At 33.2% G+C, this 19408-nt stretch carries 16 protein-coding genes; 7 read left to right on the top strand and 9 right to left on the bottom strand.

Annotated elements, in window-relative coordinates:
• Positions 1-3: 3 nt before the first annotated feature.
• Entirely contained in the window at positions 4-1269 is a 1266-nt protein-coding gene (locus JHL15_RS00375; protein ID WP_200241402.1) for a sensor histidine kinase, read from the bottom strand.
• Between the two features lie 172 nt (positions 1270-1441).
• Between JHL15_RS00375 and JHL15_RS00370 the strand changes: the two genes are divergently transcribed.
• The 4 genes from JHL15_RS00370 to JHL15_RS00355 all read left to right on the top strand — a co-directional run bounded on the left by JHL15_RS00370 (position 1442) and on the right by JHL15_RS00355 (position 5872).
• Entirely contained in the window at positions 1442-1852 is a 411-nt protein-coding gene (locus JHL15_RS00370; protein ID WP_200241401.1) for a DUF1573 domain-containing protein, read from the top strand.
• 202 nt (positions 1853-2054) lie between these two features.
• Positions 2055-2936 carry an SDR family oxidoreductase gene (locus tag JHL15_RS00365; protein ID WP_200241400.1) on the top strand — a complete coding sequence of 294 codons (882 nt, stop codon included), beginning with the start codon at positions 2055-2057 and terminating at the stop codon, positions 2934-2936.
• A gap of 82 nt (positions 2937-3018) precedes the next feature.
• Positions 3019-4956 (top strand): M1 family metallopeptidase, encoded by a 1938-nt coding sequence (locus tag JHL15_RS00360; RefSeq protein WP_200241399.1) that lies wholly within the window; start codon positions 3019-3021, stop codon positions 4954-4956.
• 88 nt (positions 4957-5044) lie between these two features.
• Positions 5045-5872: an endonuclease/exonuclease/phosphatase family protein gene (locus JHL15_RS00355; protein WP_200241398.1), complete on the top strand. Its 828-nt coding sequence runs from the start codon at positions 5045-5047 to the stop codon at positions 5870-5872.
• A 4-nt stretch (positions 5873-5876) separates the two neighbouring features.
• Here JHL15_RS00355 and JHL15_RS00350 read toward each other — a convergent pair whose 3' ends face one another.
• Both JHL15_RS00350 and JHL15_RS00345 read right to left on the bottom strand, forming a co-directional pair.
• Positions 5877-6563 carry a response regulator transcription factor gene (locus tag JHL15_RS00350; RefSeq protein ID WP_200241397.1) on the bottom strand — a complete coding sequence of 229 codons (687 nt, stop codon included), beginning with the start codon at positions 6561-6563 and terminating at the stop codon, positions 5877-5879.
• Positions 6553-7857: a sensor histidine kinase gene (locus JHL15_RS00345; protein WP_200241395.1), complete on the bottom strand. Its 1305-nt coding sequence runs from the start codon at positions 7855-7857 to the stop codon at positions 6553-6555. The genes JHL15_RS00350 and JHL15_RS00345 overlap by 11 nt, the downstream gene beginning before the upstream one ends.
• A gap of 133 nt (positions 7858-7990) precedes the next feature.
• Between JHL15_RS00345 and JHL15_RS00340 the strand changes: the two genes are divergently transcribed.
• Both JHL15_RS00340 and JHL15_RS00335 read left to right on the top strand, forming a co-directional pair.
• The gene (locus tag JHL15_RS00340) at positions 7991-10363 is read left to right on the top strand and encodes an outer membrane beta-barrel family protein (protein ID WP_200241393.1); all 2373 of its coding nucleotides are present in this window, start codon (positions 7991-7993) and stop codon (positions 10361-10363) included.
• Between the two features lie 104 nt (positions 10364-10467).
• Complete coding sequence (locus JHL15_RS00335) at positions 10468-12333, top strand: M1 family metallopeptidase (protein WP_200241391.1); 1866 nt, start codon at positions 10468-10470, stop codon at positions 12331-12333.
• 38 nt (positions 12334-12371) lie between these two features.
• On the opposite strand, the gene JHL15_RS00330 is transcribed toward JHL15_RS00335, so the two are convergent.
• The 5 genes from JHL15_RS00330 to JHL15_RS00310 all read right to left on the bottom strand — a co-directional run bounded on the left by JHL15_RS00330 (position 12372) and on the right by JHL15_RS00310 (position 18038).
• Positions 12372-13751, bottom strand: a complete 1380-nt coding sequence (locus tag JHL15_RS00330) for a phosphatase PAP2 family protein (RefSeq protein WP_200241387.1) — start codon at positions 13749-13751, stop codon at positions 12372-12374.
• A 102-nt stretch (positions 13752-13853) separates the two neighbouring features.
• A complete protein-coding gene (locus tag JHL15_RS00325; protein WP_200241384.1) occupies positions 13854-14861 on the bottom strand; it encodes a zinc metalloprotease in 1008 nt (335 codons plus the stop codon).
• Between the two features lie 555 nt (positions 14862-15416).
• Positions 15417-16055 (bottom strand): response regulator transcription factor, encoded by a 639-nt coding sequence (locus JHL15_RS00320; protein WP_200241381.1) that lies wholly within the window; start codon positions 16053-16055, stop codon positions 15417-15419.
• Positions 16052-16837 carry a sensor histidine kinase gene (locus JHL15_RS00315; RefSeq protein ID WP_200241378.1) on the bottom strand — a complete coding sequence of 262 codons (786 nt, stop codon included), beginning with the start codon at positions 16835-16837 and terminating at the stop codon, positions 16052-16054. The genes JHL15_RS00320 and JHL15_RS00315 overlap by 4 nt, the downstream gene beginning before the upstream one ends.
• Before the next feature lie 655 nt (positions 16838-17492).
• Positions 17493-18038, bottom strand: a complete 546-nt coding sequence (locus JHL15_RS00310) for a hypothetical protein (RefSeq protein WP_200241375.1) — start codon at positions 18036-18038, stop codon at positions 17493-17495.
• Between the two features lie 272 nt (positions 18039-18310).
• Between JHL15_RS00310 and JHL15_RS00305 the strand changes: the two genes are divergently transcribed.
• On the top strand, positions 18311-19180 hold the full coding sequence (locus JHL15_RS00305) for a hypothetical protein (protein WP_200241373.1): 870 nt from the start codon (positions 18311-18313) through the stop codon (positions 19178-19180).
• Between the two features lie 56 nt (positions 19181-19236).
• Here JHL15_RS00305 and JHL15_RS00300 read toward each other — a convergent pair whose 3' ends face one another.
• Entirely contained in the window at positions 19237-19386 is a 150-nt protein-coding gene (locus JHL15_RS00300; RefSeq protein ID WP_200241371.1) for a hypothetical protein, read from the bottom strand.
• Between the last annotated feature and the right edge of the window lie 22 nt (positions 19387-19408).

The following is a 19408-nucleotide window of genomic DNA, read 5'->3' as shown; positions in this document are numbered from 1 at the left end:
TATTTATGCATTATTGAATTTAAAAAAAGGAAAAAATAAAGTTATCGTAATTCCCTTATCTGTATTGTTCACTACTGAGATTTTCCAATTATGTTGCTGTACTATTTTTTTTACATAAAATAAACCCAACCCAAAACCATTAATTTCACTATTTCTTTTTGTATTGACCCTATAAAATTTATCAAAAATATGGGGAATATTTTTAGCTGGAATTCCTGTTCCATTGTCTTTAAATTTTAAATATAACCCTTTTGAATCTTTATTAGCTGAAATAATGATACTGGGTTTTGTTTCACAATACTTTATAGAGTTATCGATAATGTTGTATATCATATTGGTGAAGTGAAACTCATCGGCAATGATTGATGTACTGCTGTCAATTTCTATTTGAATAAAAAGGTCATCATTCCTTTGCTTTATGGTGTCAGTAATTTCCTGAATGAACGGCAGTAAAACTATTCTTTGAGGTTTTAATGAGAGTCCCGAGGCATCATTTCTGGCAATATTCAGTATTTTTTCAATGTGATTATTGAGTTTATAACTTTGGGTAGTTATGATAGAAGTATATGTCTGAAGTTTGGAATTTTCCTGTATTATATCGTGTTTGTTAAGTGCTTCTGAAGCCAAAACTATGGAGGAGAGTGGAGTTTTGAATTCATGTGTCATATTATTGATGAAATCCCGCTGTAATTCTGAGAATTTTTTTTGCTGAATGATAGTGTATATAGAATACACATACACCAGAAGGATGATAATAAGTGCAAAAGTAAGGATATACCAAAATCGTAATGAACTTATCAGATAAGAGGCTTTATCAGGAAAACGAATGGAAAAATAATAAACCAGATCTTTATGTTTTGGGAATTTAATGGCTTTGTTGTCCGGACTTTCCTGTTTTTTTGAGATGTATTTTCCATAGATCATTTTATCACTATGGCAATTGTATAAGGCGTATACGTAATCTGTATTTATTTGAAAACGCGTGAATTCTGTTCTAAGATAATGTTCCAAAACTGCGGGGTGGAATTCATTATTAATATTAACGACATAATAGTCGTTGGAAATATTCTGTATTGGGCTTTCAGTAAAGGAAGTTTTTCCTCCGGACAGCTTTTGTACGACCTCCAGTAAAGCAATATTTACTGTTTGGTTAAATTTTTTATCTTCCAGATTATAAGCTTGTCGGGTCCATAGAAGCTGGGCTATCAAAATCCCAATAATAGCTACCAGCCCAAGAGTTATAATGATATTTAGTTTTTTTATTTCCATTTTATGAGAAGCAATATTATCTAAAAATATTTATTAATCTTTTATCATTAACAACTTGTTAACAATTGTTTGATAGCAGTTAACAATGTGTATTGGTGATCCATCTTACATTTGTTTAATCCAAAGATAATAATCGATTTCTTTGATTTTTTAACTATTAAAATTTATACTCATGAAAAAATTAAAAATTTCAGCTTTGCTGGCAGTTTTGGCATTCTCACCGTTCTATGCGACTGTATTTCCTGTTGAAGGAGCTACAGTAGTAAAAACGATTACAGATGCTATTAAATGGAAATCAGAATCTATTGATGTAGGAAATATTCCTCAGGGAAAACCTAAGTTGATCAGATTTGAATTTACCAATACGTCATCCAAACCCATTGTGATAGAAAATGTAGCACCATCATGTGGGTGTACTACAGCAGATTATACTAAAACACCAATTCTTCCTGGTAAAAAAGGATTTGTAGAAGCTAGTTTTAATGCAGCTGCAGCCGGGCCATTTATGAAAACGGTTGTTGTTACAACCAGCGATAGTAAAAGTCCTAAAACACTTTCTTTCAAAGGAGTGGTTGCTTCATAATTATTATATTAAAAGAATAAAATCGGCCTGGTAAGTATTTATCAGGTTTTTTATTTTATTCGGAAGAAATAGTAAAACCAAACTGATTTCAGCTATTTCATTTTAAAATAAGAACAAGAATAATTATTTATAACATTATTTATAGTATGATTTTAAATGCCATCCGTTCAATATTTATTACTTTTAGGAAAAATTAAATGATATGAATCTATATACACAGCCAATGCTTCGTGAAGGCGCATTGAAGGATAAAGTAGCTATTGTTACCGGAGGTGGAAGTGGTCTTGGAAAAGCAATGACAAAATATTTTCTTGAGCTAGGAGCGAAGGTGGTCATTACTTCAAGAAATTTAGAGAAATTACAAGGGACTGCAAAAGAATTGGAAGATGAAACAGGAGGCAAGGTTCTTTGTGTAGCTTGTGACGTAAGAAACTGGGATGAAGTAGAAGCTATGAAAGAAGCTACTTTAAAGGAGTTTGGAAGAATAGATATCTTGCTGAACAATGCGGCAGGTAATTTTATTTCTCCAACAGAAAGATTAACACATTCAGCTTTTGATTCTATTTTAGATATTGTTTTAAAGGGAACAAAAAACTGTACACTTTCCATAGGGAAACATTGGATTGATTCAAAAACACCAGGGACTGTTTTGAATATTGTAACTACGTATTCATGGACGGGTTCAGCATATGTTGTTCCGTCAGCGTGTGCGAAGGCAGGAGTTTTGGCTATGACAAGATCTTTGGCGGTAGAATGGGCGAAATATGGAATTCGTTTTAATGCAATCGCTCCCGGACCTTTTCCTACAAAAGGAGCTTGGGACAGATTACTTCCAGGAGATTTACAGGAAAAATTTGATATGAGAAAGAAAGTTCCTCTAAGAAGAGTTGGCGAACATCAGGAGTTAGCTAATTTAGCGGCTTATCTTGTTTCGGACTATTCTGCCTACATGAATGGAGAGGTAGTAACTATAGATGGTGGTGAGTGGCTTCAGGGAGCTGGCGAATTTAATATGCTTGAAGATATTCCACAGGAAATGTGGGATGCTTTAGAGGCTATGATTAAATCCAAAAAATCAAATTAATTATAAAAAGTTAAAAAATCCTGAACCTGTAACAAGTTCGGGATTTTTTTTACTTATTTATCAAGACCATAAATTTTATTAAATGAATCGTAAACTCCCAACCCTTGTTTCCGCTATTGCAGTTTTTCTGTTTTCAGGATCTGCTTTTGCTCAGGAAGCTCCGAAATATGATTATGTAGAAGCATTTAAACCTTTTTTCTATCCGCAGACAGGAACTGAAACACGTTCCGCAAGCGGGCAACCAGGTCATGCTTATTGGCAGAATTCTGCAGACTATAATCTAAATGTCAGCCTGAATGATGCTAAAAATGAAATTACAGGAACTGCTGAAATTAAGTATACGAATAATAGTCCTGATCAGTTGAGTTTCCTATGGCTGCAGCTTGATCAGAATTTATTTCAAAAAGATTCGCGTGGTAATGCTGTAGTTCCAATGTCAGGGAGTCGAAATGGGGCTCATGGTGAAAAATTTGATGGAGGATATAAAATTAAATCCGTAAAACTTGATGGTAAAGATGTAAAATACATGATTACCGACACAAGAATGCAGATTGATTTACCAAAGGAGCTTAAATCAAGAGGAGGTGTTGCAAAAATTACCATTGATTATTCCTTTGTATCTCCGGAATATGGTTCAGATAGAATGGGATTTAAACAAACTAAAAATGGTAAAGTTTTTACTATAGCTCAGTGGTTTCCAAGGATGTGTGTCTATGATGATGTTTTGGGATGGAACACAATGCCTTATGTGGGGGCTTCAGAGTTCTATCTGGAATATGGAAATATCACAGCAAATATTACGGTACCGGCAGACCATTATGTAGTGGCTTCCGGGGAGCTTCTTAATTATAAAGAGGTATACAGTAAAGAAGAAAATAACCGATGGGAACAGGCAAGAAACAGTGATAAAACAATAATGATCCGTCCGGAATCAGAAATTGGTAAAAATCAATCCTCAGGAACTAAAACCTGGAAGTTTAAAATAGATCAAACAAGAGATTTTGCATGGGCTTCTTCAGCGGCATTCATATTAGATGCTGCAAGAATTAATTTACCAAGCGGTAAAAAATCTTTAGCGATCTCTGCTTACCCTGCTGAAAGTGGTGGGGAAAAAGCGTGGGGAAGATCAACCGAATACACCAAAGCTGCTATAGAACACTATTCACAAAAATGGTATGAGTATACCTACCCGGCTGCGACCAATGTTGCTGGTAATGAAGGAGGGATGGAATATCCGGGAATTGTATTCTGTCATATGAATTCTAAAGGAAGCAGTCTTTGGGGAGTTACCGATCACGAATTTGGACACAACTGGTTTCCAATGATAGTAGGATCTAATGAAAGATTATTTGCCTGGATGGATGAAGGGTTTAATACATTTATCAACGAGTTATCTACAGAGGCATTTAATAAAGGAGAGTACTATAATAAACGAAATGTTTCTCAGATAGGTGGCTATCTGATGAATGATAATTTTGAACCTGTTATGGTTGGTCCGGATAATATGAAAGAAGGTAGTATTGCTGCCCTTGCTTATTTCAAACCAGGAGTAGGATTAGGCGTTTTAAGAGAATCTATTCTCGGACCTGAAAAATTTGATAAAGCCTTTAGAACTTATATTGCTCGTTGGGCTTTCAAGCATCCTACACCATGGGATTTTTTCCACACTATGGAAAATGTTTCTGGTGAAGAGTTGAATTGGTTCTGGAGAGGTTGGTTCTTCAACAAATGGAAAATTGACCAGTCTGTTAAAGATGTAAAATATGTAAGTGGTGATTTTAATAAGGGAGCGCAGATTACAGTGGAAAATATTGGACAGTTGCCTGTACCTACAACAGTTCAGGTGGAATTCAAAGATGGAACGAAACAAGTTGTAAAACTTCCTATTGAAGTTTGGAAGCGTAATAAAGAATTTACTTTTAAAATAGATTCCATAAAAGAAATTAAAGAGGTGAAACTGGATCCAAATTCTCAGATTCCAGATATAGATCAGAAAAATAATAGCTGGACTTCTAAGTAAGTACAATATTTAACAATATAGTCACAATTTTAAAGCTTCTCTCCGGTAGAGAAGCTTTACTTTTGTTTATTATTTAAAATATATAATTATGAATTTTCGTCTTTCAATCGTACTCCTGATGTTTTTTATACTAGGGTTTTCACAAGATCTTAAGGTCATGAGTTTCAATATCAGACTTCAGGTAGAATCTGACAAAGAAAATGCATGGACAGAAAGAAAACAGGATGTACTGGATTTATTAACATTCTATCACCCTGATTATTTTGGAGTTCAGGAAGCGCTTCCTGAACAAATGAAAGACCTTAAAAGCGGATTAAAAAATTATGACTACGTAGGAGTGGGAAGAGATGATGGTAAGGAAGATGGTGAGTTTTCAGCTATCTTTTATGATAAAGAGAAATTACAGATTGTAACATCCGGGACTTTCTGGCTGTCAGAAACTCCGGATAAGCCTTCCCGAGGATGGGATGCTGCTTGTAATAGAGTGTGTACTTATGCCATTCTTAAGGATAAAAGTTCTAAAAAAGAATTTTTAGCCATGAATCTTCATTTTGATCATGTCGGAAATGTGGCAAGAACTAAATCTGCTGAACTCCTTTTAAAGAAAATAAAAGAATTAAATCCTAAAAATTTGCCATTGACTTTAAGTGGAGATTTTAATTTAACGGATACAAGTGAGCCAATTAAGATTATTTCTCAAAATTTGAAAGATAGTTTCTACAATACTGAAACAAAACATTATGGTCCTGTGGGAACTTTCACAGCATTTAATGTGAATGAGGTTCCTAAAGACAGGATAGATTATATTTTTGTAAAGGGAATGAAAGTAAGATCCCACAGGCATATCAATGATAGAAGGAATAACCTGCTATATCCTTCAGATCACTTTCCGGTTATTGTCGATCTGTCTTTGTAAGGCATTATTTTACAGGAAAATCAATTTCAAATCCAATTCCCCTCAAGGATTGGATTTTTATTTGCGAGTCATCACTGAAATACTTTCTGAGTCTGCTAATGAACACATCGAGGCTTCTTCCTGAAAAATAGTCATTGGCTTCCCAAAGGTTGTCAAGAATATCATCTCGTTTTATGGTTTGGTTGTTATGCTTTAAAAGATAAAGTAAAAGATCTTTTTCACGCACAGTCAGACGGACATTTCCGTTGGGATGTGATAACAAAAGCTTTTCTGAATCTAGAGTATAGCTACCAATATTGATATGTGTTTCTAGGGTTGCCGGAATACTTCTTTTTAGAATATTTCTGATTCTTAGAACCAGTTCTTCAGGATCGCAAGGTTTTGAAATGTAATCATCAGCTCCAATCTTTAAACCGGTTAAACGATCTATTTTTTGATTTTTGGCAGTCAGGAAAAGGAGCGGAAAGCTGGGCTTTTCTTTTAAAATTATTTTAGCCAAAGAGAATCCGTCCATATTTGGCATCATAATGTCAAGAATACCAATTTGAAAAGTGAAATCTGAGCTTAATAAAGATACTGCCTCTTCCGGATTTTGAAACCAGGTTACATCGAATTCTTCCAACTCAAGATACTGCTTAAGGATCATCCCGAAATCAGGGTCATCTTCTACTAAAAGTATTTTAGTTTTCATAAGGCATTTGTATTTTAAAAGTTGTTCCTTCCTTTAGCTTACTGGTCACTTCTATCTTTCCATTGTATTTTTTAACGATCTGCTGTATAAAATACAATCCTAAACCGAGCCCTTTTGTATTATGAATGTTATTTGACTGTATTCTGTAGAATTTTTCAAAGATGCTTTTTAATTCTTTTTTCTCCATACCTTGGCCATTGTCCGAAACCGTAATTTCCAAACCATTTGGTGGATTCGCAATATTAATGTTTACAACAGATGCACCATATTTTACAGAGTTTTCACAAAGGTTTTTAATGATGGTCTCCATCATACTTTTACTGAAAGGGAGTTCTTGTGAAATGTTATTTTTTAAGGTAAACTGTGCTTCCGGATATGTGAAATTTAAATCTTCTATAAAAAAGTTCCAGTCTTCAGGTTGTAATGTAGGGACTCCTTCTCCTGTTTCATCTTTGTGAAGCTGAGACATTAAATTTTCGAGCCTGTTAATCTGCCTGTCTATAAGTGGTAGTGTTTCCGGATTTAAATTCTTTTTTAAAGCTTTAGATGCTATTTTCAATGTAGCAATAGGGGTTTTGAATTCGTGAGAAATGTTATCTACTACTGTATGAAGAATTTCTACTTGTTTCTGTTGGCGAATCAGGTTTCTGATGGTAAAAATATAAAGCATCAAAACACCTGAAAGTAAAAGAGTGCAGCATAAAATAAGTAAAGCGAGTTCTTTGAAAACAATTGTTTTCATATTTAATACCTCAAAGCTCGTTTTACTTCCGATTAGAAAGGCATTTTCTTTGTCTTTTTGGTTACGTTCTGAAGAAGTCCTCCATCTTCCTGTATTGGAGACACCAGCTTTTACAAGCTTGTTTTTAGTTTCATAAAGGGTGATAGGTTTATCGATAAGGTCGGTGTTGGTTGGAAGGAATACGATTGATAAATATTCAATTTTGACAGCAACTTTATATTTTTCTTTTTTAAATTTATAATCCACATACTGGCTGAAGTGGTCCTCCGTTTTTTTTCTGTTGTCTTCAAAGATGGCTAAGAATTTTTTCTTACTAAGTTCTTTGTTATTAAGCATGATAAAAATATCTTGTAAGGAGTCATCTGAAATTTTTCTAAGTCCCCCATTGTCCTCAAGCTCATCAGTAAATTTAGTGAGACCAATCTGTATATCTTTATAGATTTCACGTTCTTTTACCTGATAGGTTTTGTATAGAAAATAAGTTTGAATCCCCAAAAGAAGAAGAAACAAGATCGTAAAAAGGGCAATAAGATTTTTACTTTTAGAAATCATCTGAACAAATATAAAACTTTACTTTTCTCCTAATGGACATTAACTCATCATTAACCTTCCATTAACCGAAATTTTCCTTGATAATATACACTTTTGTAGGAGAAGATTTTTCTTCTGTCAAAATTAAAGAATCATGTATAAATTTTTAATTTTCCTATGTCTGCCTGTTTTTTTGTTTTCTCAGAAACAAAAAATTGAAGGTACAGTATCCAATACTCAGGGAGAAAAACTTTCAGCAATATCTATTAATTTATTAAATGCTAAAAATGAATTACTTACAACGTTAGTAACCAATGAAAATGGAGTTTTTGTAATAGAAGGTATCGCAGACGGTTCAGTGAAGCTGGTTATTAAAGATCTTGAATATGCTCAGTTTGAAAAGAATATTGATCTTGAAAGTCAGAACAATACATTAAATATTATCCTGAAAAAAGATGTCCAGGATATTCAGGAAGTGGTTATGACAAAACAAAAACCTTTGGTAAAAAGGAAAATAGATCGCTTAGAATTTAATGTAGAAAATAGTAATATTTCTTCTCTTAATGCCTGGGAAATCCTTAAAAAGACACCAGGGGTTACTTCTACCAATGATGTCTTAGCTATTAAAGGAAGTCAGGGGATTTTGGTGACAATTAATGATAAAAAAATAATGCTCACTGGTGAAGAGTTGAAAAATTTACTTGAAAATACTCAGGGAGATGATGTGAAATCCGTTGAGGTGATCACCAATCCACCTGCAAAATATGAAGCTTCCGGAAGTGCTGTTTTAAATATCGTGATGAAAAAAAATAAAATAGAGGGATATCGTGGTATACTTTCTTCCAAGTATATCCAGACACAATATGCAAAGGGAGTGGTGGGGATTTCCCAATACTATAAAAAAGATAAACTATCTCTCATGGGAAGTTATAATTTAGGAACAGGAACATATTATAGAGAAGGAATAGATTATGTAAATTATGTTGAAGATCAGACACGGTGGATCAGTACAATGAACCGGAAAGACAAAAATAAAAGTCAGAATACGGTGAATTTTAATTTAGATTATGAAATTGATAGTTTGACTAATATGAGTCTAAATTATTCAGGTTATTTTAGTCCAAAATCTTTTGGAACTTATGATGTACCAACATTAATATATAATAACCAGGATATTATAGAATCCCATTACAGGACAGTAAATGATCATTATTCAAGAGCGATCAATAATTCGGTAAGTTTTGAAATGGACAGGAAACTGAATAAAAAAAGCCAATTGACCTGGACGAATTATTTTGCAGGAAATAATGCACGGAAATACCAAAATGTATTAACCTATTTAAACTTCGTAAATCAACCCCCGAAAGAGAATAATTTTTTGACAAATAACCGAAATAATGTCCAGTTATATTCCACCCAGGCAGACTATCAGTGGAAAGATGATAAATGGGAACTTGAATCCGGCGCAAAATATAGTTTTGTAAAAACAGACAGCCAACTGGATTTTTCGGATAATGAGAATGGACAGCTTCAATATCGTCCTGATAAGAGTAATGTTTTTAATTATAAGGAATATAACTTTGCCCTCTATTCTTCATTAGCTTATAATCCGGGGAAATGGAATTTCAAAGCTGGTCTTCGTGCGGAGAAAACCGATTTGGAAGGAATTGTTTCCGAGCCTTATGAAGTGAATAAAAACAATTACTGGAAACTGTTTCCAACCCTTTTTGTACAATATACAACCGAGAATAATCATCAATTTGGTTTGTCATATGGAAAGAGAATTTCAAGGCCTTCTTATTCCTGGCTAAACCCGGCTAAATCTTATTTCAATTTATTTTCATATTTCCAGGGAGATCCGGAACTTAAGGCAACTATTGTGCATAATCTTAATTTCAACTATACCTGGAAAGAATGGAGCCTTGATCTGTATTATAGAAAGGAAATTTTTCCTTCTATGGAGATTTCATTTCAGGAGCCTAGTAATAATAATGTGATTTACCATTTTACAAATATTGAAAAAGCTCAGGCATATGGATTGAGTCTCTATAAAAACCTGCAAATCAAACCTTGGTGGAGTTTTAGTATTTCTGAAAATGTCGAACATAATGAGAATTATTTTATTGGTGTTGACGGTATTTTATATAACAATAAGATCTGGAATTGGGTTTCCGATGTTTCAACCAGTTTTACGTTAGATAAAAAAAGTGATTGGAAAATAGAAGTTGGACACCAGTATAATTCACCATCGGTACAAGGGACTTTTAGGGTATCCAGTTCATCATCTACTTATTTGGTGATGAATAAAAAGTTCTTAAATAAAAAATTAGAGGCAAGCCTTTTATTTAATGATATTTTCAGAACTTCAGGAGAAAAGGTCAGTACAAAATATGCCAATCAGGATAATTATTATCGGGATTATCGCGATGCTCAAAGTTTTTCAATTTCATTGAAGTATAATTTTGGAAACCAGTCAGTGAAAAATGCTAAAACCATTAAAAAAGCAGACGAACAAGGAAGGATGTAAAAAATATACGTTAAAGTTTCCTAATATCAGTATCTAAGGTATGATTAATTATATTTCTCTGTTACATTTTACCTAATTTTGAGACTTATTTTTAAAAATTACATATGAAGAGATTGCTTTTTGGATGGTTAATGGTTGCTTCAATGCACTATTTATCAGGACAAGAACTATACATGCCGAGAAATATAAAAAAAGCATATGAAAATGGAACGCGGGATATTTCGGGAGCTCCAGGTAAAAATTACTGGCAGAACAAAGGGATATACAATGTTGAAGTAAAAGTAGATGCCAACACAAAAATAGTTTCAGGAAAAGAAACAATCACCTACACAAATAACAGCCCGAATGATTTAAACTCATTAGCCATAAGATTTGTCAATAATCTTCATAAACCGGAAGCTCCCAGATCGGGAGTAGTCTCAAAGGATTTTTTAACCTCTGGTTTGCATATCAAATCTTTTATTGTCAATGGTCAAAAGTACAGTGTAAATAGTGATGATTGGGGAACTGTAGCAAGCGTTAAGCTACAAGCAGTTTTAAAATCAAAATCAAAATCAGAAATTAAAATAGAGTGGGAATATCCGCTTTCTGTTAAGAGTGGAAGAGAAGGTCAGATCGATTCTGAAACGTTCTATGTAGCTTATTCATTCCCAAGGATTTCAGTATACGATGATTATAATGGCTGGGATATGCTACCACATTCTGACAGACAGGAATTTTATAATGATTTCAACGATTATAATTTTGCAATTACTGCTCCCAAAAATTACGTAGTTTGGGCAACAGGAGATTTTCTGAATCCTGATGCGGTTTTGCAACCTAACTACTTAAAAAGATATAAATCATCTTTAAAAAGCGATCAATTAGTCCATATTGCTACTCAGGAAGAAATGAAATCCGGGAAAGTAACAAAACAAAATAAATGGAATGTCTGGAAGTTCAAAGCAAATAATATCACTGATTTTTGTTTTGCTTTGAGTAATCATTATGTATGGGATGGAGCTAGTGTTCAGCTAAAAACAAAAAGAGCAAGTGTTCAGGCTGCTTACAAAGAAGGAGCTAAGGACTTTGAACATTATGTAGATTGGATGCGCTATAATCTGGATTGGTTTTCTAAAAACTGGCCTGGAATAGAATATCCTTTTCCGGTAATGACAGCTGTTCAGGGATATGCTGATATGGAATACCCAATGATGATCAATGATACAAGTATTCCTGATGATTTTCAGGATGCAAGATTGACCGCAGATCATGAGATAGCACATACTTATTTCCCTTTCTATATGGGGATTAATGAAACCAGATATGCTTTTATGGATGAAGGTTGGGCAACAACATTAGAATATCTGATCGGGATTGATGAAAATGGAGAAGCGAAAGCCAAAGAGTTCTACCAGAATTTCAGAGTAAAAAGATGGATCAATGATCCATCAGCAGAGGAAGATCAGCCGATTATTACAATGAGTACACAGGTGAGTGGTTTAGGATATGGAAATAACTCTTATGTGAAAGCGTCATTATCTTATTTGGCCTTAAAAGATTATTTAGGAGATGACTTGTTCAAAAAAGCATTACACCATTATATGAATAACTGGAATGGGAAACATCCTATTCCGTGGGATTATTTTAATTCTATGAATACCGGATCTGGAAAAGATCTTACGTGGTTCTGGAATAACTGGTTTTATTCTAATTATTACATAGATCTGAAAATCACAAAAGCTTTGCAGGATAATGGTCTTCTTACGGTGAATGTAGATAATGTAGGAGGGTTTGCAACTCCATTTGACGCAGTGATAACCTATGATGATGCTTCGGTAGAAAATCTCCATTTTACACCTTCTCTGTGGGAAAAAAATCAGAAGCAGACAACATTGACAGTGCCAATCAAGAAGAAAGTGAAATCAGTAAAATTAGACGGCGGTATTTTTATGGATTATACACCGGAAAATAACTCAAAAAATTTATAAAACGAAAAGCCTTCAGAATTCTGAAGGCTTTTTGCTTCCTAAAAATAAGCTGTTAGTCTTAATCCAATAGTGATATACTTAATTCTTTCTTTGGCAAACGAAGTATTGAACATTTCGTTCATTTCGTCATCATCCTTTACAAGGTCACTGAATTGATAATTCATTGTAGATTTTAACTGATTGTATTCGGCATAGGCGGTGATTCCTAATTCAGAATTGAATTTATAGGTAAGCGCACTTCCCAGATTTAATCTAAATGCATTTGACGGCTTATAAGATGCTAATTCAATTTCGTTGTTGGGTGCGTCAATATGTTCACTTTTTACAGATATTTTTCCACTTGCCGGAGTTGAATAGCCTGCTGTTGCTTTCAATGTTAGCTGCCAGTTTTCTGAAAAATCATGTGAGAAATAGGGGCCGATTCCAAAGTTTAAAAATCCTAAAGATTGAGTTGTTACATCAAAATTTTCATAGTGCTGTTCGTCATCTAAGGTTAATCGTATTGGTTTTATAGGAAAACTGCTGAAGCTTACGTCTCCACCGATTCCCCATTTTTTAGAGAAAAAGTAAGCTCCTTCCAGTCCTGCCTCAAAACCTACCTGTTTATGATCATCCAGCTCAGACTCTTTTAGAAAGTTGGTTGTAGCTAAAGCTGATCCTAATTTTATAGAAAGAAAAGAAGGATTGCCATTGCTTTCTATCCTTGAAAGTAAACTTAAGTTATCTCCTTTATTCTTATAAATTTTATCAATGAAGAAATAGCCTAATTCTGTTGAGATGATCCCGATCCCTGCACCTGCAAGAATATCAGGCATCCAATGTCTATTGTTCAGGTTTCTTCCAAGTCCTGTAAGAGTTGCAGCTCCATAACCTCCTATACTATAAGCAGGATTTACAAGGCCATATTCTTTATCTAAAAAACCAGCATTGGTAAAAGCCATAGCAGCATGGCCTGAAGGGAAAGAATTTTTTGCAGAAGCATCTGGACGTTCAACTTTTGAAGTGTACTTTATAGAATTGACGAGGATTGCCATGATCGCCAGACTTGTACCATATGATAGAGTAGCTCTGCCAATATTATTTCGCCCTTTCACTCCTGCTAATTTTAAACCATATACAGTGGCTGCCGGAGCATATTGAAGGTAATCATCAAAAGTTGCTTTAAAGTTAGGGATGTATCGGTTCCTGATTTCACGGATGTTTTCCCGTCCGCCCCATGTGGCAGCAGATGCTGTAAAAAGTAAAGTCGGAGCAATCGATTTTTTTACCCATTCTTTCTTAAAAAAAAGTTTTTTTTCTGGAAGAGTTGGAGTTTCTGAAATGGCTTGCTGAAGATCATTCTTAGATGGAATAGTGTCTTGCGCCTGATATAAGCATATCATTAGCAACATGCAGAATGCCAATGCTATTTTATTCATTTTTGTGTTTTTTATGTAGTCTAAATTAAACTGGACCAAAAATATAAAAAAAATCCTTTCTCAAATCTGAGAAAGGATTTTTTTTAATATAAATTTAATTTTTTAATAAACTCTTAAACCAGCTCTTGATCCTGAAGAAGCAACAACGGCTTGCATTCTAGATTTTTGTCCTGCAGAAAACATAAACATAGCAGCGTCATCTACGTAATCCATATAATTCATGAACATGATAGATCTTGAAGTACCACTGCATGTATTATATTGAGGGTAAGTTGGCTTACCGCTGCTGGAAGTAGTTTGTGTAGGAGTATCTGCTACAAGGTCATTTCCGCAATTTGCATCTCCCCAAATATGTCTAAGATTTAAATAATGCCCCACTTCATGAGTTGCTGTTCTTCCAAGGTTGAAAGGAGAGGTGGCTCCGGTCTTTCCAAAATATGGAGCCGCGATAACCACTCCGTCATTCCATAACCCTGCTGATTCAGGAAAAGTAGCATATCCAAGAATTTCCCCTTGACTCGTTGGCATGCTTCCTACTACCCAAATGTTGAAATAATTTGTAGGATTGGTTGCGTCAATACCTCCTGTAGACGCTTTTTTCATTGCATCATTATCTGTCCAGCTTGTTTTAGTAGTAGCTTTTCTTACTGTATTAGATAGTTTGAATCGTACTTTTACATCACCAGCTTTTACAGATTGAAATTCTGTTGGAATTTTTGAAACATCACTATTGCTTCCGCCGTAATCAGCATTTAAAACTGCAATTTGTTCAGCAATTCTGGCATCTGATACATTTTGCGCAGCAGTTTTGTATAATACATTTACCACTACAGGAATTTCAACAGTACCATCTGCAAGGACTTTACCTAGTTTAAGGTCATTCATGAATTTTTCCGTATTAGCCTCTAGGTCGGCATACCTTTGTCTAAGCTCAGGATTGTTTTGAAGAGCCTGTTTTCTGATTTCCTCAGAAGGACAAAATCTTTTTCCTGTTACATTAGAAGAAGATTCAGACTTGTTAGTTGCATCTTCACTTTGATTTGAAACGTTGTCGCTGTTACATGCGGACATGAATCCTAATGCAAGGATTCCAAATAATAGTTTTTTCATTGATTTCAATATTTATATATCTTGTGGAAAAACGAAATTATATTATTTTGAATTAGTTTGCAAGTTGTGAATTTTTATTTTGATAGTGTTTTCTGTATTTTTCAAATGAAATATTTAATTTTAGGATGTAATTTTTATTGATTTGCGTGTTGTTTTAGGTACTTTGGTGGCTTTTTGTTATTTTTATAATTTCCATGTTTGTTGTTGATTTTATATTGTAATTATGTAATTAAATAAGCTATTCATTGCATAATTCGTATTAGATTAGTTATTTTTAAGATATTAATGGTGTCTTATTGATTTAATTTAAAAAATAAGTTATAATAGCATTTTATGTAATTATTATTAACTATTTGTGAGTAATATGAATATTTTTTTAACAATACTAATGGATTGATTTTTAAAATGTAAATAGAAAATAAAATCCCTTCTCGGATTGAGAAAGGATTTATATTTACAATAATATGGATTTAATTACCCTTAAGCATGATTTTAGTCTTAGGAACAGTTAGTATCTAAAAGGTGGATTTTCCATAATTAATTTAGTTGAGGAAATTAATCAAAACCATTTTTCATAGCAAAAACAGCTAGACCCACACGGGTTTTCAAATCTAATTTTTCACAAAGCTGATCTCTATAACTTTCTACAGTTCTTGGGCTGCAACACATCTTATCTGCGATTTCCTTATAACTAAGCTCTGTCACAGTATATTTTAAGAATTCTTTTTCCCTATCAGAAATCCTGACAGTGTCTTTCGACTCTTTTTCATTGTTTAGGTTAGAAAATATAATGCGTGATGCCCATTCTGGATAGAAAAACCCTTCTGTATTTAATTTTACAAGAGCTGTTTCAAGATCTTTTGGATGTGTATTTTTTAATAGGTAGCCTTTTGCTCCATTTTTGATCATTTTGATGACACTTTTATCATCACCCTGCATACTTAAAGCCATTACCTTAATATCAGGTTGGTTTTCTTTAAGCCATAATACCGTTTCGAAACCATCCATAATAGGCATACTTATATCAAGAAGGATAATATCAGGAATTTTACTATTATTTTCAAATTTCTGAATCATATCTTTTCCGTTTTCACAGACATAAATAACTTCAAAATCTTTAAAATTATCAATAATGCCTTCCAGTGCCTTTGCAATGAGGACATGGTCATCTACGATAACAATTGTTTTTTTCATGGCTGTTTTTTTAAAATAATATTGATGGTAGTTCCTTTGTTTTTCAGACTTTCGAGGCTGAAGTGAGCCCCTATGATCTCGGCTCTGTTTTTCATATTTGTTAATCCAATACCATTGGATTTTATATTACTTCTGTCAAATCCTATACCATCATCTTTGATGTTTAGCTCCCAAAGTACTTCGTCTGAAGTGTCCAGGTTTATAAAAATGTTTTTACAGTTGGCGTGCTTAATGCTGTTTTGAATAAATTCCTGAGTAATTCTTAAAAGTACATTCTTATGTACAAATCCTAGATCAAGCTGTTTAAAATTATGTTTAAAACTTACCTTACACTTTTTAAAAGCATTGGTATTATCAACTTCTTCCTGAATTAAAGTGACTATTTCTTTTTGGTTGATGTTGTCATCAGTCAAGGTTTTTGAAAGACTTCTTAAATCTTGTAGTGACTGATTGATAATTTGTGAAACTTGTTCTATTCTTTCACTTACTTCAGTAACTCTATTTTCATACAAAAGTTGTTGGGTATAAAGGCTTACAAGTGTAAGCTTTTGCCCGATATTGTCATGGAGTTCACGTCCGATCTGTTGCATAGTTGCTTGTTGAATCTCCAATTGCGTAGCTAAAAGCTCTTTTTGATGAATCTCATTTTTTATTTCAATTTCATTTAAATATTCTTTTTTACGTTGCTTATATTTTCTAATGTACACCATTACTGCAGCAACAAACAATACGAAGAAAATGTTGAATAAAATAATCGTTATTAAGAGTTCTGTTTTCCCCATATAAATGAAATTGAGAATAATATATACATAACAGCTCCAGAAATTTGGAAATAGACGAAATACATATCCCAAATTGTAATATACTTCCTTATGAGTGAGAAAAATGTTAAAAATGGTAGCGTTCCTATATAAAATAAGGTTACCCCTAAGTTAATATAAAACATTCTATTTCTACTAAAGCTAAGAATGGAATAAGAATTAACTTGCTTGTAGTATTCCATAATTACAAGTACCATTAAGATGAGACAACCAAAAGTATAGTTTAGAGAAAAAACAATTTTACTTTCTGAGAAAAACAATTCACTAGGTATAAATGATAATAGGTATATTATTGATAATGTGTAAAATAATTTTTTATTTTCCAGTGATTTAAATGCATACAACCAATAAAAAAAGATATACTGGAATGGAATTACAAAATAATTATAAAAATGAGGTTTATTTAAATGGATGAAAGGTTCTCCCCATTTTGCTACGGATTCACAGAGAAAAATGATAATTAGGTAAAGGACAAAGTATTTCCAATGTTGTCCCTTTACACGATTGTAATATAAAAGGGAAACAATAGCTGCAAGTCCTTCACACCAGTACATGCTTTCAGCCATAATTTTTTGAAAGTCACTCATTATCGGTTGTATATATTAGCTTTTTGATTTTAAAATAATTCAACTTTTGGATCAGAAGGAGGGAAAAGGCTTCCGTGGTTTTGTCCAATGCCCTCTTCTTCCATAGGAGTTGTTGCATTACGGGATTTTAATGCCATTCCTACAGCTTGTCCATTCTGAGAAAGTGGGTTGAAATCATAATCAAGTAGTTCTCCATTTTCATCTTCTTTTTTCAGAGTTGGAATCATTACTAAAGTATGTCTTTCAGCATATTCTATTGGGACAGTATGATTTTCCATAATGGACCAGTTTTCAGATTTTGGATATGCTGCATAATAAAATCTAATACCCAGATCCTTATCTGTCGTTGCTGGATTGGATTTTTTAGCCATATTTTCTATATCAACAATGAATTTTTTTAATTTTGGCAAATCAAACCAAATAGAATGTGCATCATTCACTTCAAGATTAGAATTAATTGCCTCTAGTTGGTTGTTACGATAATTGTTAATAAGTTCTTTAATAAAAGCGGTAGTCATGGTGTTGGGCATGTTGAGTGTTTCAACATCACCTTCGAAGATAGGTTTTGTTTCCATAATGTTAGTTTTTAAACACATTGTTAGTTAGTATTGCAAATCTCGGAAAATTTTTAAGTTAATTGACAGGTATTTTTCCTATTTGTTATCCGTAATTCTACGGAGTGTGCATTTTTTCTTTCTATTATGTGATTATGTTGGTTTTGCTTAAAATTTTTGTGCCGGATTAATAATGTTTTATGAGAGTTATTTTGAATTTTAAGTTAAATTTATTTATTCATTAATATAATTAATTATTATATCTATATATTTACTATAAGAAAAAAAATATTTTGAAAACAAAAATTTTTAAGAGCTTTTTAAGCTTTTTAGTAGTGTTGGTATTATTTGAATCATGTAATAATACTACCGAAAGTGATGCTTCCAAAAATGAAATAGTTTCTTTAAACTATAAGAGCCGATTAATAGATAGTAAGGCTGCTCAAGCACTTGGGAACGGATACTTGGCTAATAACTATGCTTTGTTGTCAAATCAAAGATTAGCTAAAGGAATGTCTGGGGAAGATGCAAGGCAAGTAAGTTATCCAATAGAAGTTTTACAGGCATATGTAGATTATGTGGGTTCGAAAGTAGGAGAGGAAACTTTAATTGGTGTTAATCTTGGGCAATATCCTACAGATGGAATTATAGATAATCATCAAAAAGAAGATTATATGGGATATCAAACCATGTATTTAATGTGCTATAAAAATGAAAATGATAGTATTTCACCGATCAATGGAATGGAGACATTGAATCATGCGAACCTTTTTCCTCCAGCAGAAGTAGCACCTACATATGATAAAGATTTTAAAAACTATGTAATTACAGATGATGCAGCTTCACGTTTATACAATGCTTACAGTCAGAATAATGGAAAAGTATTAGATTCGAAAGGGATAGAAGTGAAAAGACAGTATTTTTATAGTGTTGCTGTATTAAAAGGTTATCTTCAGTATGTGAAAGACCAAGCACAATTAAAAGGAATAAGTGATGTTAATATTGTAATTAACTTTGGGCAAGATAGTTTTAGTTCAGGTGTTGAAAATAAGAGCACAGGAAAAGGAGGAGATCAATGTATTTATTTCACAGCATTTCCTAGAGGAAATGAGATGAAAAATATGACGGGAAATCCTCTTAATACTCTTTCTGCACTTAAATAAAGTAAATCAGAATTACATAAATGAAAAGGTGGGAATTTGTTCTCACCTTTTTAATTTTATACGCATGGATATTTTCTGAAATCTTTGCATGTATTGTCTGCAGTACAGCATAGACCCGGAGGACAATTCCCTGCGATATCACAATAAATAGGAGCTGGACCAGCTCCAACGATTTTCTTCAAATCATTTCTTTTTAATTTTTTCATAACGGTCATTGTTTTAATTACT

Source organism: Chryseobacterium paridis (genome assembly GCF_016595215.1).
Taxonomy (GTDB): domain Bacteria; phylum Bacteroidota; class Bacteroidia; order Flavobacteriales; family Weeksellaceae; genus Chryseobacterium; species Chryseobacterium paridis.
This window is presented reverse-complemented; position numbering and strand designations above follow the sequence as displayed.

What these genes read in the sequence shown, in the direction of transcription:
- JHL15_RS00355 (WP_200241398.1), top strand. Translation starts at nt 5,045, where the DNA reads ATGAATTTTCGTCTTTCAATCGTACTCCTGATGTTTTTTATACTAGGG.
- JHL15_RS00375 (WP_200241402.1), bottom strand. Translation starts at nt 1,269, where the DNA reads ATGGAAATAAAAAAACTAAATATCATTATAACTCTTGGGCTGGTAGCT.
- JHL15_RS00335 (WP_200241391.1), top strand. Translation starts at nt 10,468, where the DNA reads ATGAAGAGATTGCTTTTTGGATGGTTAATGGTTGCTTCAATGCACTAT.
- JHL15_RS00310 (WP_200241375.1), bottom strand. Translation starts at nt 18,038, where the DNA reads ATGGAAACAAAACCTATCTTCGAAGGTGATGTTGAAACACTCAACATG.
- JHL15_RS00360 (WP_200241399.1), top strand. Translation starts at nt 3,019, where the DNA reads ATGAATCGTAAACTCCCAACCCTTGTTTCCGCTATTGCAGTTTTTCTG.
- JHL15_RS00330 (WP_200241387.1), bottom strand. Translation starts at nt 13,751, where the DNA reads ATGAATAAAATAGCATTGGCATTCTGCATGTTGCTAATGATATGCTTA.
- JHL15_RS00340 (WP_200241393.1), top strand. Translation starts at nt 7,991, where the DNA reads ATGTATAAATTTTTAATTTTCCTATGTCTGCCTGTTTTTTTGTTTTCT.
- JHL15_RS00370 (WP_200241401.1), top strand. Translation starts at nt 1,442, where the DNA reads ATGAAAAAATTAAAAATTTCAGCTTTGCTGGCAGTTTTGGCATTCTCA.
- JHL15_RS00325 (WP_200241384.1), bottom strand. Translation starts at nt 14,861, where the DNA reads ATGAAAAAACTATTATTTGGAATCCTTGCATTAGGATTCATGTCCGCA.
- JHL15_RS00300 (WP_200241371.1), bottom strand. Translation starts at nt 19,386, where the DNA reads ATGAAAAAATTAAAAAGAAATGATTTGAAGAAAATCGTTGGAGCTGGT.
- JHL15_RS00350 (WP_200241397.1), bottom strand. Translation starts at nt 6,563, where the DNA reads ATGAAAACTAAAATACTTTTAGTAGAAGATGACCCTGATTTCGGGATG.
- JHL15_RS00345 (WP_200241395.1), bottom strand. Translation starts at nt 7,857, where the DNA reads ATGATTTCTAAAAGTAAAAATCTTATTGCCCTTTTTACGATCTTGTTT.
- JHL15_RS00315 (WP_200241378.1), bottom strand. Translation starts at nt 16,837, where the DNA reads ATGGGGAAAACAGAACTCTTAATAACGATTATTTTATTCAACATTTTC.
- JHL15_RS00365 (WP_200241400.1), top strand. Translation starts at nt 2,055, where the DNA reads ATGAATCTATATACACAGCCAATGCTTCGTGAAGGCGCATTGAAGGAT.
- JHL15_RS00320 (WP_200241381.1), bottom strand. Translation starts at nt 16,055, where the DNA reads ATGAAAAAAACAATTGTTATCGTAGATGACCATGTCCTCATTGCAAAG.